14 protein-coding genes are annotated in these 13,321 nt (G+C 60.6%); 9 read left to right on the top strand and 5 right to left on the bottom strand.

What is annotated here, in order from left to right; genetic code table 11:
- Positions 1-820, top strand: an 820-nt coding sequence (locus ACOMDU_RS13365) for an electron transfer flavoprotein subunit alpha/FixB family protein (RefSeq protein WP_421130657.1), incomplete at its 5' end; no start/stop codon positions are given.
- A gap of 126 nt (positions 821-946) precedes the next feature.
- Entirely contained in the window at positions 947-1,150 is a 204-nt protein-coding gene (locus ACOMDU_RS13360; protein ID WP_421130656.1) for a hypothetical protein, read from the top strand.
- A gap of 51 nt (positions 1,151-1,201) precedes the next feature.
- Here the strand turns inward: ACOMDU_RS13360 and ACOMDU_RS13355 are convergent, their stop codons facing one another.
- Positions 1,202-1,801, bottom strand: a complete 600-nt coding sequence (locus tag ACOMDU_RS13355) for a TIGR01440 family protein (RefSeq protein ID WP_421130655.1) — start codon at positions 1,799-1,801, stop codon at positions 1,202-1,204.
- A 77-nt stretch (positions 1,802-1,878) separates the two neighbouring features.
- Positions 1,879-2,394 carry an ECF transporter S component gene (locus tag ACOMDU_RS13350; protein WP_421130654.1) on the bottom strand — a complete coding sequence of 172 codons (516 nt, stop codon included), beginning with the start codon at positions 2,392-2,394 and terminating at the stop codon, positions 1,879-1,881.
- A gap of 214 nt (positions 2,395-2,608) precedes the next feature.
- On the opposite strand from ACOMDU_RS13350, the gene pdxR reads away from it, so the two are divergent.
- From pdxR to ACOMDU_RS13325, 5 genes are all read left to right on the top strand, one after another.
- Complete coding sequence (pdxR, locus tag ACOMDU_RS13345) at positions 2,609-4,015, top strand: MocR-like pyridoxine biosynthesis transcription factor PdxR (RefSeq protein ID WP_421130653.1); 1,407 nt, start codon at positions 2,609-2,611, stop codon at positions 4,013-4,015.
- On the top strand, positions 4,008-4,511 hold the full coding sequence (locus ACOMDU_RS13340) for a GreA/GreB family elongation factor (protein WP_421130652.1): 504 nt from the start codon (positions 4,008-4,010) through the stop codon (positions 4,509-4,511). Before pdxR ends, ACOMDU_RS13340 begins: the two co-directional genes overlap by 8 nt.
- Positions 4,512-4,809: 298 nt before the next feature.
- Positions 4,810-6,162 carry an NADP-specific glutamate dehydrogenase gene (gene gdhA / locus ACOMDU_RS13335; RefSeq protein ID WP_421130651.1) on the top strand — a complete coding sequence of 451 codons (1,353 nt, stop codon included), beginning with the start codon at positions 4,810-4,812 and terminating at the stop codon, positions 6,160-6,162.
- 283 nt (positions 6,163-6,445) lie between these two features.
- A complete protein-coding gene (locus tag ACOMDU_RS13330; protein ID WP_421130650.1) occupies positions 6,446-7,567 on the top strand; it encodes an aminotransferase in 1,122 nt (373 codons plus the stop codon).
- Positions 7,568-7,583: 16 nt separating this feature from the next.
- The gene (locus ACOMDU_RS13325; protein WP_421130649.1) at positions 7,584-8,597 is read left to right on the top strand and encodes an ornithine cyclodeaminase family protein; all 1,014 of its coding nucleotides are present in this window, start codon (positions 7,584-7,586) and stop codon (positions 8,595-8,597) included.
- A 547-nt stretch (positions 8,598-9,144) separates the two neighbouring features.
- Here ACOMDU_RS13325 and ACOMDU_RS13320 read toward each other — a convergent pair.
- The 3 genes from ACOMDU_RS13320 to ACOMDU_RS13310 form a co-directional block, all read right to left on the bottom strand.
- Positions 9,145-10,053, bottom strand: a complete 909-nt coding sequence (locus ACOMDU_RS13320; protein WP_022136442.1) for a DMT family transporter — start codon at positions 10,051-10,053, stop codon at positions 9,145-9,147.
- Positions 10,054-10,223: 170 nt separating this feature from the next.
- Positions 10,224-11,498: a methionine gamma-lyase family protein gene (locus ACOMDU_RS13315; RefSeq protein ID WP_421130648.1), complete on the bottom strand. Its 1,275-nt coding sequence runs from the start codon at positions 11,496-11,498 to the stop codon at positions 10,224-10,226.
- A gap of 8 nt (positions 11,499-11,506) precedes the next feature.
- Entirely contained in the window at positions 11,507-12,259 is a 753-nt protein-coding gene (locus ACOMDU_RS13310) for a hypothetical protein (RefSeq protein WP_421130647.1), read from the bottom strand.
- Between the two features lie 99 nt (positions 12,260-12,358).
- Between ACOMDU_RS13310 and ACOMDU_RS13305 the strand changes: the two genes are divergently transcribed.
- The gene (locus ACOMDU_RS13305) at positions 12,359-12,703 is read left to right on the top strand and encodes a GIY-YIG nuclease family protein (protein ID WP_022136439.1); all 345 of its coding nucleotides are present in this window, start codon (positions 12,359-12,361) and stop codon (positions 12,701-12,703) included.
- A 169-nt stretch (positions 12,704-12,872) separates the two neighbouring features.
- Positions 12,873-13,163, top strand: a complete 291-nt coding sequence (locus ACOMDU_RS13300; protein ID WP_421130646.1) for a hypothetical protein — start codon at positions 12,873-12,875, stop codon at positions 13,161-13,163.
- Positions 13,164-13,321 lie beyond the last annotated feature (158 nt).

The following is a 13,321-nucleotide window of genomic DNA, read 5'->3' as shown; positions in this document are numbered from 1 at the left end:
GGTGCTGCTGTTCGGCGCCTCCAACATCGGCCGTGACCTGGCCCCCCGCTGCGCGGCTCGCCTGCACACCGGTCTGTGCGCGGACTGCACCCACCTGGACATCGACATGCCCAACTACAAGGGCTTCCTGAAGGAAGCTTCCACCCTGCCCGAGGAGCGCATCGAGAAGCTGGGCACCGTGATGATCAACCGTGAGCCCCACGATGTGTCCCGCGACCTGAAGATGACCCGTCCCGCTTTCGGCGGTCACCTGATGGCGTCCATCATTTGCCCCCGCTTCCGCCCCGCTATGGCGACCGTTCGCCCCGGCGTTATGAAGAAGCGCGAGTGCAAGAAGAACGTGGAGATCCTGCATCCCGCTTTTGAGCTGGCTGCTGCTGACATCCACACCGAGGTCACCGAGACCGTCAAGGCCGCCAAGAAGCTGGTTGACCTGATCGGCGCTGACTTCATCGTGTCCGTTGGCCGTGGTATCTCCAAGGACGTGGAGGGCGGCATCAAGCTGGCCGAGGAGCTGGCTGAGGTCCTGGGCGGCGTCGTGGGTTCCTCCCGCGCCTGCGTGGACGCCGGCTGGATCTCCGCTGACCATCAGGTCGGCCAGACCGGCAAGACCGTCCATCCCAAGGTCTACGTCGCTCTGGGTATCTCCGGCGCCATCCAGCACAAGGCTGGTATGCAGGACTCCGAGTGCATCATCGCCGTGAACAAGAACGACACCGCCCCCATCTTCGAGGTGGCTGACTACGGTATCGTCGGCGATCTGTTCAAGGTCGTTCCCGAGCTGATCGAGTCCATCAAGGCTGCCAAGGCCGCTAAGTGATCGGACCCAGCACAATATAAAAAAGAGACGCCCTCGGGCGTCTCTTTTTTGTCCCCGCAAGTCTTTTCCTTGACCTTTCCTCCTGTTTCCTGTATACTGTAAGCACCAAAAAAGGGAGGATGACCTATGCCTTACGTCGCGTCGATCGGCCTGTATTTCGTCCCCGTTCTGTGCCTTCTGGGTGCCGGCTGGAGCTATGTCCGCTGGAAAAACGAGGAGGACGAGGCGCTGTCCCAGCGTGCCCGCAAAAACTGTAAGCGCTTCCTCATCGCCGTACCGGTGGCGATCGCCGTGTTCCTGGCGCTGAAGCTCACGTTCCCGATCACATAACAAACAAAAAGCAGCGCAAAGCGCTGCTTTTTGTTTGCTGCCGCAGAATTTTCAGAATTCCGGATAGCCTTCCTTCAGCGCCTCGTCATAGTGCGCCCGGTCGCCGCCGATAAACTTGGGCCGCGTCCGTGCCGCCAGCAGAATGGCGTCGCCGATGTGGTTCTGCGCCAGGCGCACCGGCACCGCCACCTTCTTCAGGTGCATACCGATCAGCGTCCCGCCAATGTCCAGTCCCGCGTCGGCTTTGATCTCCTCTACCGCCACCGGGTGGGCGCAGGCCTTATAGGTGGCCGTGGCGAAGGAACTGCCCGCCTTGGGCTGGGGCACCACATTCACGATATCCAGCGTGGGCACGGCCTCATGCTCCACGATGATGGCCCGGTTCAGGTGCTCGCAGCACTGGGCGGCGATGTACACGCCCATGGGGCCGAATACGCTGTGCAGCCCCGCGAAAATGGCGTCTGCCACCTCCGGCGTGGACCAGCTGCCCACCTTCTTGCCCACCACCTCGCTGGTGCTGCATCCCACCACCACGATCTGGCCCCTATGCAGATGGGCGGCCTCCGCCAGCTCCTGTGCCGCCGCCGCGGCCTCCTGCCGCACCTGCTCCAGCAAGCTGCGGTCCTCTATTTCATGCACGATACCTGCCATAGTATATCCTTCCTTTCTGTGCGCAGCTGCGGCAGGGCAAAAGCCCCGCCGCAGCCGTTTCTTTCACCGTATATAGTTTACCACTGTACGGCCAGCTTGTCCAGAGCCTTGCTGCCCTTCAGCAGCGCCATCAGCACCAGCGCAATGACCAGTCCCACGGCGCCCTGGCCCACATTGGCCAGCACACCGGCTGCCGCGCCCATGCCCAGCTGCAGGGCCAGCGCCTCATAGACGAAGTAGCCCGCTACCATGATGGCCTCGCCGGCAAGTCCGCCCACCACATAGCTGTAGGTCTTGCGGCCCAGAGCCTTCACGATCAGCGCTGCCGCCATGGCGTCCAGGAACTTGATGATCAGCGTGCCGGGCACGAAGGACATATATCCGCCCAGCAGGTCCACCAGCATGGAGCCGATACCGGCCGCCGCGCCGCCCCACCAGGGCCCCAGGATCCAGCCGCACAGCAGCACCAGCCCGTCGCCGATGTGGACATACCCACCGGTGGGCGCGGGGATCTTGATGACCGTGGTGGCCACATACGTCAGCGCGGCCATGACCGCCGCCATTACCATAGATTTGATCTTCTTATCGGACATAACACATTCTCCTTTACGAGGATTTTTTCTTTCTGCTATAGGAGGCGGCCCCCGCCCCGCAGGGAAACGGGGACCGCCACAGGGGGGGTGAGAGGGTAGCTGTTGAAAAAGCCCTTGCTTTCGTTGACGATTTGTATTATAGTAGTAACTGGTATGATTAAAATATCCATTTTGATTTTACTTGTTAATACCAGATGAAGGGAGGGACGGCCCCGTGCTCACCTATACCCTGGACAAACAGGCGGGCCTCAGCCTGTATGAGCAGCTCTACCGCCGGGTGAAGGCGGACATCCTCTCCGGCCGTCTGACGGCAGGGGAGAAGCTGCCCAGCAAACGCGCCCTGGCCGCCCATCTGGAGGTCAGCGTCATCACCGTAAAGAATGCCTACGAACAGCTGATGGCCGAGGGCTATCTCACCGGTGTGGAGAAGAAGGGCTATTTCGTCAGCGCCGTGCTGCCGTCGCCTGCGGCCGTCCCTGCGTCCCCGGAGCAGCCGCCTCCGCCCCGCGAGCCTGCCTGGTTCCTGGATCTGGCCACCAACTCCATCGCCGCCGAGGACTTTCCCTTCACCGTCTGGGCCCGACTCATGCGCCAGACCATTCTGGAGCAGGGTACCGGCCTGCTGCGGTCCACGCCGCCCCAGGGCGCCTGGGCCCTGCGGCAGGCCATCGCCGCCCACCTGCGGCAGTTCCGTGCCATGGAGGTCACTGCCGAGCAGATCATCGTAGGTGCCGGCACCGAGGTGCTGTACAACCTGCTGGTGCAGCTGCTGGGCCGTGATCGTCTCTACGGCGTGGAGGACCCCGGCTACGGCAAGATCGCCCATATCTACCGCGCCGCCGGCGCGGAGGTGACGGCTCTGCCCCTGGACGAGGCGGGCGTATCGGCGGAGGCCTTGCGCCGCAGCGACGCCGACGTGGTCCACATCTCTCCCAGCCACCACTATCCCACCGGTCTGGTCATGCCCATCGCCCGCCGCCAGGAGCTGCTGCGCTGGGCGCAGGAGGTCCCGGCGCGGGTCATCCTGGAGGACGATTACGACAGCGAGTTCCGCTTTGTAGGCCGTCCCATCCCCACCCTGTTCTCCATCGACGGCGGCGAGCAGGTGGTCTATCTCAACACCTTTTCCAAGACCATCGCCCCCTCTATCCGTATCAGCTTCATGGTCCTGCCCCGCCGCCTGCTGGCGGACTTCCGGCAGAAGCTGGGCTTTTACGCCTGCACCGTCTCCGCCTTCGAGCAGTACACCCTGGCCCAGTTCCTCGCCGGCGGCTGGTATGAAAAGCACCTGAGCCGTATGCGTAAGCACTACCGCCAGAAGCGTGACACTGTCATCGCCGCCGTGCATCAAAGCCCGCTGGCCCCCTATGCCGCCATCACCGAGGAGGACGCGGGCCTGCATTTCCTGCTGCGGCTGGATGGTGCGCCGCCGGACGAGATGCTCCGCCGCGAGGCGGAGCAGCGCGGTATCCGTCTGGCCATGCTGTCCGATTACTACCAGTGTCCCCAGGACGCACCCCAGCACGTGCTGGTGGTCAACTATACCGGCATCGACCTGGACCGGCTTCCCGCCGCCCTGGAGCGTCTTGCCGCCTTATGGAAGGAGAATGACCATGTATGATGAACTGACACGCGCCGACCTGCAAAAAATGCAGGAGGAGATCGACTACCGGGTGCAGCAGCTGCGCCCCAAGCTGATCGAGGATGTCCAGACCGCCCGGGCCTTCGGCGACCTCAGCGAGAACTTCGAGTACAAGTGCGCCAAGCAGGAGAAAAACCGCAACGACGCCCGCATCCGCTACCTCCAGCGGATGATCAAGACCGCCAAGGTCATCGAGGACAGGTCCGCCGCTGATACCGCCGGGCTCTATGACACCGTGGAGATCTTCATGGAGAATTTGGGCAAAAGCCGAAAGATCCAGCTGGTCACCACCCTGCGGCAGGATGCCCTGAAGGGCTGGATCAGCAAGGAATCCCCCGTGGGCCGCGCCGTTATGGGCAGAAAGGCCGGCGACCGTGTCTATGTGGATATGGGCGGCGGCAAGGGCTACTATCTCCAGATACGCGCCATCGAAAAGGGAACGGACAACGGCGATATCCCCATCGGCAGCTTTTGAATGTGCCGCCGATTTCACACGGAAAAGCGAACGGCGCTTTAAAGTAACGAAGCACGCAAAAACAGCACGGAAAGGCCGAAAATCGCGGCCTTTTTCTGCATAGTGGAACGCGGGGCACAATTCGCCAAATTGCACAAAAAGGGACGAAAAAGTTTTGTGGTTTTGCGAGGGGGGAATTCTCCCAAACCCCCTTGAGAAATCGGCCAAATGGTGTTATTATCAACATTGGTAGTATATGGGTAGTCTGCGTAGCGCACATCTCATATGTCTGCGGAACAAATTTTAGGAGGAATTTAATATGAATGCTTATCTGGCAAGCGTGCTCGAGAGCGTCAAGACCAAGCATGGCAACGAGCCCGAGTTCGTGCAGACCGTCGAGGAAGTTCTGTCCTCTCTGGAGCCTGTGATCGAAAAGCACCCCGAGTATGAGAAGGTCGACCTGCTGGGCCGTATGGTCGAGCCCGAGCGTATGTTCACCTTCCGCGTTGTGTGGTGCGATGATAACGGTCAGTGGCACACCAACCGCGGCTGGCGCTGCCAGTTCAACGGCGCGATCGGCCCCTACAAGGGCGGCCTGCGCTTCCAGAAGAACGTGTACGAAGGCATCATCAAGTTCCTCGGCTTTGAGCAGACCTTCAAGAACAGCCTGACCGGCCTGCCCATCGGCGGCGCCAAGGGCGGTTCCGACTTCGATCCCGCCGGCAAGTCCGACGCCGAGGTCATGCGTTTCTGCCAGAGCTTCATGACCGCCCTGTATCGCTACATCGGGCCGGACATCGACGTTCCCGCCGGTGACATGGGCGTGGGCGGCCGCGAGATCGGCTACCTGTACGGCCAGTACCGCCGTCTGAAGGGCGTGTGGGAGAACGGCGTTCTCACCGGTAAGGGCCTGAGCTACGGCGGCTCCCTGATCCGTCCCGAGGCCACCGGCTACGGCGCTATGTACTACCTGCAGGAAGTGCTGAAGCACGAGAATGATACCATCGAGGGCAAGCGCATCGCCATTTCCGGCTACGGCAACGTTGGCTGGGGCATCATGAAGAAGGCCTCTCAGCTGGGCGCTAAGGTCACCTACTTTGCCGGCCCCGACGGCTATATCCACGATCCCGACGGCGTTATCACCGACGAGAAGCTGAACTTCATCCTCGAGATGCGCGCCAAGGATCCCATGCACTGCAAGCCCTATGCCGATAAGTTCGGCTGCGAGTTCGTCGCCGGCGAGAAGTGCTGGGGCGTCAAGGATGTGGACGTGTATATGCCCGCCGCCATGCAGAACGACGTCAAGATGGAGTCCGCTGAGAAGATCGCTGCTTCCGGCGTGAAGTACTACATCGAGGTCGCCAATATGCCCACCACCAACGATGCACTGAACTTCCTGCGTAAGCAGAAGGGCATCATCGTCGCTCCCTCCAAGGCTGTTAACGCCGGCGGCGTGGGCGTCTCCGCCCTGGAGATGGCCCAGAACTCCGAGCGTCTGGTCTGGACCGCCGAGGAAGTTGACCATCAGCTGCACAAGATGATGGAGAACATCCACAAGGTGTCCGCCGAGGCCGCTGCCGAGTACGGCCTGGGCTACGACCTGGTGGCCGGTGCCAACATCGCCGGCTTCAAGAAGGTCGCCGAGGCGATGATGGAGCAGGGCTGCTTCTAAGCCGAACCTCTTACGAGCCAACAAAAGGGACCGCGAAAGCGGTCCCTTTTTTCGCCCCGCACTACACATAATATGCACGGAACACCTGTATATTTATGCAAATCGCCGATTGACTTTTTCCGCCGCAGGGCTATACTATAACCAAGCTGAATACAGAAGGCCTCCCCCGTCACCGGATGGGGGGATCAAGGTATCCGGGACCGGAGCGTAGGTATTCCGACATTTGTCGGATAAGCGCCGGTCTTGGGTGCCTTTACTTTTTACCAGAAAAGGAGAAAACGCTATGTACATCAAGCCCTTTGCCGTGGAAGAATGGATGAATGAATATGAAGTGGGCGCTCGCTTCAACATCGCGGAGACCTGCGTGGACTCCGTTTCCCCGGACCAGCTCTTCGCCCTGACCGGCGTGGATAAGCAGGCCTTTCTGGCCGACCTCTGCGCCAAGCGCCTGACCTACGGCGACATCGTGGGCAGCGACGCCCTGCGCGAGGGCATCTGCAAGCTCTACAAGACTGTGCAGCCCCATCAGGTGGTGCCCACCCACGGCGCGGCGGGCGCCAACCACCATGTGTTCTGCTCCCTCATCTCCGCCGGAGACCGGGTGGTCAGCATTATGCCCACCTACCAGCAGCTCTACTCCATTCCGGAGTCCATCGGCGCGGAGGTGGCCATCATGCACCTGAAGCAGGAGAACGACTACCTCCCCGACCTGTCCGAGCTGAAGGCGCTGGTGACGCCGGACACGAAGATGATCTGCATCAACAACCCCAATAACCCCACCGGCGCGCTGATGTCCCCGGCCTTGCTGGAGCAGATCGTCGCCATCGCCCGCGGCGTGGGCGCCTACGTCCTCTGCGACGAGGTCTACCGCCACCTGACCCAGACCGACGACTGGAGCCCCTCCATCGCCGACCTGTACGAAAAGGGCATCTCCGTCAGCAGTATGTCCAAGGTCTTCTCCCTGGCGGGGCTGCGTATGGGCTGGATCGCCACCCATGACGAGGCCGCCCTGACCGCGTTCCTGTCCCACCGGGACTATGACCTCATCAGCTGCGGTATGCTGGATGACGCCCTGGCCGCCCTGGCCCTGGCCCACGGTGATGTGCTGCTGAAGCGCAACCAGACCATCGTCCGGGAGAACCTGGCTCTGCTGGACGCCTGGGTGGCCGCGCACCCCCACTTCTACTATACCAAGCCCAAGGCCGGCACCACCGCCCTGGTGTACTACGACTTCGATGTGCCGTCCTACGACTTCTGCAAGCAGATGTACCACCAGACCGGCGCGTTCGTCACCCCCGGCGACTGCTTCGAGCAGCCCCACAGTATGCGTATCGGCTACGCCTGTGACAAGCAGACCCTGCAGGACGGCCTGGCGGCCTTGGCCGCCTTTGCCGACAAATTGTAATAAGGAGGAACAGACCATGACAGAATTGACGGTATTGAACGGCGCGACCATCCAGTCGCTGCTGACCATCCCCATGGCGGTTCGGGCCGTGGAGCAGGCCTATCTGGAAAAGAGCACCGGCGGTGCGGCCCTGTGGCCCATGGTGTTCCACGAGTTCACCCCCGGTGCGGCGGACCTGGATATCAAGTCCGGCCATATGAACGGCCTGGGGCTTTACGGCATGAAGGTGGTGTCCTGGTTCGGCGATAACCCCGCCAAAGACCTGCCCGCCCTGTACGGCACCTCGCTGCTGTTCGATATACACACCGGCGCGCCCAGGGCGCTGCTGAACGCCGGCCCCATCACCGATTTCCGCACCGGCGCGGCCGGGGCTGTCGGCGCTAAATACCTGGCCCGCCCCGATGCCGAAACACTGCTGATGGCCGGTACCGGCGCGCTGGCCCCCTACCTGATCGCCGCCGCGCTGTACTGCCTGCCGCAGCTGAAAACGGTCTATGTGGCCAATCCCCACCATCCCGAGCGCTCTGCCGCCGCCTGCACGGCGATCGTTCCCCAGGTGGAGAAGCTGTTGGCCGCCTGCGGTGGCTGCCATGCCGCCATCACCGCCGCGCCAAGTCTGGAGACTGCCGCGAAGCAGAGCGATGTCATCCTCACCGCCACCCCCGCCCGGGAGCCGTTCCTGAAGGCGGAATGGGTGCGGCCCGGTACTCACATCAGCTGCGTGGGCGCGGATATGACCGGCAAGCAGGAGATCGATAGCGCCCTGTTTTCCGCGGCCAGGGTGTTCGGCGACGACGCAGCCCAGTGCCTGTCCGTGGGCGAGTGCGAGATCCCCTATAAGAACGGCATCTTTGACGGCACCCTCTGCGACATCGGCGGCGTCATCTCCGGCGCCGCCCCGGGCCGTACCGGCGGGGAGGATATCACCATCTTTGACTCCACCGGAATCGCCTTGCAGGACATTTCCACCGCCGCGGCCCTGCTGGACGCCGCCCGGAAGAACGGCCAGGGCCAGACCATCTCCCTCTGACCCTCAAGCCTTCCCCTTGAGGGGTTCGCGGTGTTGAATGACACGCCGGTGGCGTGTCAGATCCGCGAACCGACCGACCCGCAGGGAGACAGGTGCCCCCGCAGGAGGCGGATGAGGTGTCGCCGCGCAGCGGCGTAAAACTCCTTCGTCCCGCCCGCAGGCGGCACCCCCAATACCTTGGCGGCGTCAGCCGCCACCTGCCAAAGCCGCCCTCGGGGCGGCTTTGGCGCGATTTGATAATCGCCCAAACTGTCCAGCGCACCAGCCCCTACCTTCGCACTGCGTCAGCGGTAGCGGCGCAAGAGGTATAAGAAGTCCCCTGAACCGACAATGTCACCCACCGTACCAATTCCGCGAAATCAGCACCGTCAAATTCGCACCTGCCGCCCCGCGCAAGGAAGTCTTGAAACGTAGTTTCAAGTGGCGCTTTTGGTTACTTTTGTCGCCAAAGACAAAAGTAACTCGCGCTCGAAAGCGCGAAATTCCACCTCCCGCGCCCGCAGGCGCAGAAAATCCCCCGCCGGACCCGGCGGGGGATATCTTGTTGTTATGCATCGTAGATGCCCAGTATCACAATACCCGCCACCACCAGTGCGATCATGGCGTAGTGCTTCCAGCTGAGCTTTTCCTTCAGGAAAATGCGGCTCCACAGCACCGAGGCCACGCAGTAGGCGGAGATGATGGGCGCGGCCAGGGCCACGTGCTCCGTGTCCGCCAGCGCGTAGATGTACGCGAACTGGCCCGCCGTCTCGCACACGGCGCCCGCATACTTGGGGCCCTCCCGCTTGGGGACGAGTCGGCTCTTTTTGATGAGCACCACATACACGAAGCATACGATGCCCGCCAGCAGAAACGTCAGCTCATAGGCGCAGTTGGCGCTGTCCTCGTTCAGCGTTTCCAGCACCCGGCTGTCGGCGAAGGTACCCAGCGCGTCCAGCAGGCAATAGATCACAGGCAGGATCAGCGCCAGCGCCGATTTGGCGTAGCGGTGGTTGCTGGCCTGCTGCCGTGCAGCCCGCAGGTCATCGTCCTCCCGGGCCTCCACGATGCCCAGACCGATGACGCCCACGCATACCAGTGCTGTGGCGGCCAGCTGCGCCGGCACCAGCTCGCCCAGGCCGCCGGTGGCCAGCGCCAGCACCGCCACCAGTGCGCCGCTGGAATTGCAGATGGGGGAGGAGATGGACAGCTCGATATACCGCAGGCCGATGTAGCCGATGGTCATAGAGCTGATGTACAGCAGGGACACCGGCAGATACGTCAGGATGATGCTGCCGTTGATCTCCGTGCCGTTGATAAAAATCTCATAGGCGGCGTGCAGACCCATCACCAGGCCCACTGCCATCACCATTTTAAGATGGCTGTATTTGTCGTCTGCGTCCTGGCAGCCGATCTTGCTGAACAGGTCAGAGCCGCTCCAGCAGATCAGTGCGATCAGAGAAAACCAAAACCACATAAAAAACTCCTTATTCTATCATGTATAGCAAGACCTGCTATACGGTAATGTACATTATTCAGAAAGTAAAAGTATAAACAACGAACATAAAATGCACAGAAAAAGGAGGCGGACGCCGCCGAAAGGGATGGTTGGGGAGAAACATACGATTTCCTCCATGGTTTACATAATTATAATGAGATCAGGCCGGCCTCCAGCATTTTCTGCAGGCTCATCAGGATGCCCAGCTTGGCGTGGTACCAGGTCAGCCCACCCTGGAAATACACCGCGTAGGGCGGCCGTGTGGGGCCGTCGGCGGACAATTCTATGGAGCTGCCCTGCACAAAAGCACCGGCGGCCATGATGACGTCGCTGTCATAGCCCGGCATAGGGGCTGGCTCCGGGGTGACATAGCTGTCCACCGGCGCGGCGGCCTGTATGCCCTTGCAGAAGGCGATCATGCCTTCCCGGCTGCCCAGTTCTACCGCCTGAATGATGTCGTGCCGCACCTCAGAAGCGCCTGGAATGACATGAAAACCAAGTTTTTCATAACAATTTGCGGCGAATACAGCACCCTTCACCGCAGAGGCCACCACCGTCGGCGCCAGGAAAAAGCCCTGGTAAAATTGGGTCAGCAGCCCCAGATTTGCGCCCACCTCCCGGCCAAGACCGGGGGCGGTGAGCCGCCGGGCGCAGCGCTCGATCAGGTCGGCGCGGCCGCAGATATAGCCGCCGGTGGGGGCCAGCCCGCCGCCGGGATTTTTGATAAGGCTGCCCACCATCAGGTCCGCGCCCACGTTCACCGGCTCGATCAGCTCTGTGAACTCGCCGTAGCAGTTGTCCACCATACAGATCACGTCCGGCTTGCATTGTTTACATAACGCAATCAACTCGCCGATCTGCGCCACCGAGAAGCTGGGTCTTGTAGCGTAGCCTTTTGAACGCTGTATCGTGATGAGCTTTGTTTTTTTGTTTATTGCCGTGCAAATTTTATCGGTGTCAAACGACCCGTCCGGCAATAGATCGACTTGACGATAACTTACCCCGTATTCCTTCAGTGAGCCCACCGACTCCCGAATGCCGATGACTTCTTCCAGTGTGTCGTACGGCCCCCCCACCGGACTCAAAAGTTCGTCCCCCGGCAGCAGGTTCGCGCCTAACGCCAGCGCCAGCGCGTGGGTACCACAGGTGATCTGCGGGCGAACCAGCGCCGCCTCCGCGCCGAAGCAGTCGGCGTAGACGCGCTCCAGCGTGTCGCGTCCCTCGTCGTCGTAGCCGTAGCCGGTGGAAAGGTTAAAATGATTGGCGGCCACGCGGTTTTTCTGCATGGCGGCGATGACCTTCAGCTGATTAGCCTCGGCGATGGCGTCGATGGTCGCAAAGCGGTCCTTCAGGTCGGACAGGATCGTTTCGCTGAAAGCCAGCACGTTTTCGCTGACGCCCAGCGCCTTATATGCTTCGTTCATAGTTCACCTCAGTTGGGAAATTGTACGCCGTTCAGGCGCATAATGAGTCGGATGGGATAGTCCCGATCCAGATAGTTTTTCTCGTACCACTCGAAGGTGGCGATGGGTGCGTGCATAAGCTCCGGTGCCTCGCAGCGAAAGGTCTCGAAGGTATTTCTGTCGCCGCTGAGCAGGGCGGCCACCACGTCCAGCCGTCCCTCATCTGCCAGCCGCAGCAGGGCGTGGTCCATAGCGACGGCACAGCCCTGCTCCTCCTTGTCGGCGTACATCTCCCGACGGCCCAGCCAGTAGAGGAACTCCTCCGGGTCCAGGTCCAGTTTGGTGGTGATCTGGCTGAGCTTGAAAAACTCCTTGCGGTCCATGCGCTTCAGCACGTCGATCAGATACTGCACAAGACCGTCGTCCATGGCAATGCAGTCCAGAAACACCTCAAAGGCGTGCTTGTTGGCATCGGGGTCGGGGGTCGCGGACTTTTTCTCCGCGGCAAGGGCTTCCTGTGCCTTATCCGCGTTTTGAAGAAACAACTCAAAACTGCCAAGGTCGCCGCTTTCGGCGAACAGCTCCTCCGGAAGCACCGTGCCGTTCTGGGCGGCGCAGGCGCGGACAAAGGCGGCCATGCCCATATCCTGCAGCTGCTGGCCCAGCGCCTGTATGCGGGCGTTCTCATCGCCGCCTTCCGGCAGGGTGATTCCCTCCGGGGCAGGACGCGTGCCCTCCCATACCTCGGTCATATAGCGCAGATAGTAATCAAAAAGGGTCATAGCTCTCCCTCGCTTTCCAAATTGGAATTGTACCATACAGCGCTTGCCAATGCAAGAAATATCGGGTATGATAGGGGAAAACCGTGAAAGGAGCCGCCTATGGAAGCGTACTATGTCTATATGCTGCGGTGCCGTGGCGGAAGCCTGTACACGGGGATGACCAACGACGTGGCGCGGCGGATGGCCATGCATTGCAGCGGCAGGGGCGCCAAGTACACCCGGGCACACCCGCCGGAGGCTTTGGCGGCGCTGTGGCGCTGCGGTGACAAGGTGACAGCGTCGCGGCTGGAATACGCCATCAAGGCGAAGCTGACTCACGGGCAGAAGGAAACGCTTGCCGCCGCGCCGGGGAGGATAGGGGAGTTGTTCCCCGCGCTTCCCGCCGAGGCGGTAACGACGCTGCCCGCGGGGAAGGAATTTCCAATTTTTGCAAATCAAACGTAAGCGCCGTTACCGGGAATGATAAAATTGGGATTTTTTCACAAAATGCTCTGGACAAACCGAAAATTCTTGCTATAATGAAGCTATCCGCAGAGGTACCTCTGCTTTTACGTTTTAATGAGGATTAAAACGAGCGCATCTGCGGAAATCTAAACATAACGGGGTAGGAGACATGAAGAAATTGTTGGCAACGATACTGGCGCTGGTGATGGCGCTGGGCCTGTGCAGCGTCAGCTGGGCGGATGAGACGAATATCAACCGTGTTAAGCTGTCTGCCATTTCTGCAAGTGATGACGGGACATTTGACAAGGATGACCACCTCATATATACCTATTATGATGACGCAGACAAGAAGTGTGCGTCTTCAAAAGAAGGTACTTCGGGTAAATGGCAGTGGGTCAAAACAGTGACCATCACAGGTGTCGCATTTGGGAAAATGTCCCTTATGCACTTCAACACATAAATGACGTTATGAACAGAAATCAATTATGTATAGCACCTCCATAAAAAGCAGTGAAACAGAGCATTTTACTCTGTTTCACTGTGCATAATATTTTGGAGTTTTAGCCAAGCGAGGACAGCCATTCAATCAACTCAGCATCCTGTTCCCACTGAGATGCT

The organism is Vescimonas sanitatis, assembly GCF_049060325.1.
GTDB lineage: Bacteria > Bacillota > Clostridia > Oscillospirales > Oscillospiraceae > Vescimonas > Vescimonas sanitatis.
The sequence above is the reverse complement of the archived record's forward strand: the minus strand, read 5'-3'. Positions and strand labels throughout refer to the sequence as shown.

Excerpts from the sequence above, each read along its gene's own strand:
- ACOMDU_RS13360 (WP_421130656.1), top strand. The coding sequence starts at position 947 with ATGCCTTACGTCGCGTCGATCGGCCTGTATTTCGTCCCCGTTCTGTGC.
- ACOMDU_RS13355 (WP_421130655.1), bottom strand. The coding sequence starts at position 1,801 with ATGGCAGGTATCGTGCATGAAATAGAGGACCGCAGCTTGCTGGAGCAG.
- ACOMDU_RS13350 (WP_421130654.1), bottom strand. The coding sequence starts at position 2,394 with ATGTCCGATAAGAAGATCAAATCTATGGTAATGGCGGCGGTCATGGCC.
- ACOMDU_RS13340 (WP_421130652.1), top strand. The coding sequence starts at position 4,008 with ATGTATGATGAACTGACACGCGCCGACCTGCAAAAAATGCAGGAGGAG.
- gdhA (WP_421130651.1), top strand. The coding sequence starts at position 4,810 with ATGAATGCTTATCTGGCAAGCGTGCTCGAGAGCGTCAAGACCAAGCAT.
- ACOMDU_RS13330 (WP_421130650.1), top strand. The coding sequence starts at position 6,446 with ATGTACATCAAGCCCTTTGCCGTGGAAGAATGGATGAATGAATATGAA.
- ACOMDU_RS13325 (WP_421130649.1), top strand. The coding sequence starts at position 7,584 with ATGACAGAATTGACGGTATTGAACGGCGCGACCATCCAGTCGCTGCTG.
- ACOMDU_RS13320 (WP_022136442.1), bottom strand. The coding sequence starts at position 10,053 with ATGTGGTTTTGGTTTTCTCTGATCGCACTGATCTGCTGGAGCGGCTCT.
- ACOMDU_RS13315 (WP_421130648.1), bottom strand. The coding sequence starts at position 11,498 with ATGAACGAAGCATATAAGGCGCTGGGCGTCAGCGAAAACGTGCTGGCT.
- ACOMDU_RS13310 (WP_421130647.1), bottom strand. The coding sequence starts at position 12,259 with ATGACCCTTTTTGATTACTATCTGCGCTATATGACCGAGGTATGGGAG.
- ACOMDU_RS13305 (WP_022136439.1), top strand. The coding sequence starts at position 12,359 with ATGGAAGCGTACTATGTCTATATGCTGCGGTGCCGTGGCGGAAGCCTG.
- ACOMDU_RS13300 (WP_421130646.1), top strand. The coding sequence starts at position 12,873 with ATGAAGAAATTGTTGGCAACGATACTGGCGCTGGTGATGGCGCTGGGC.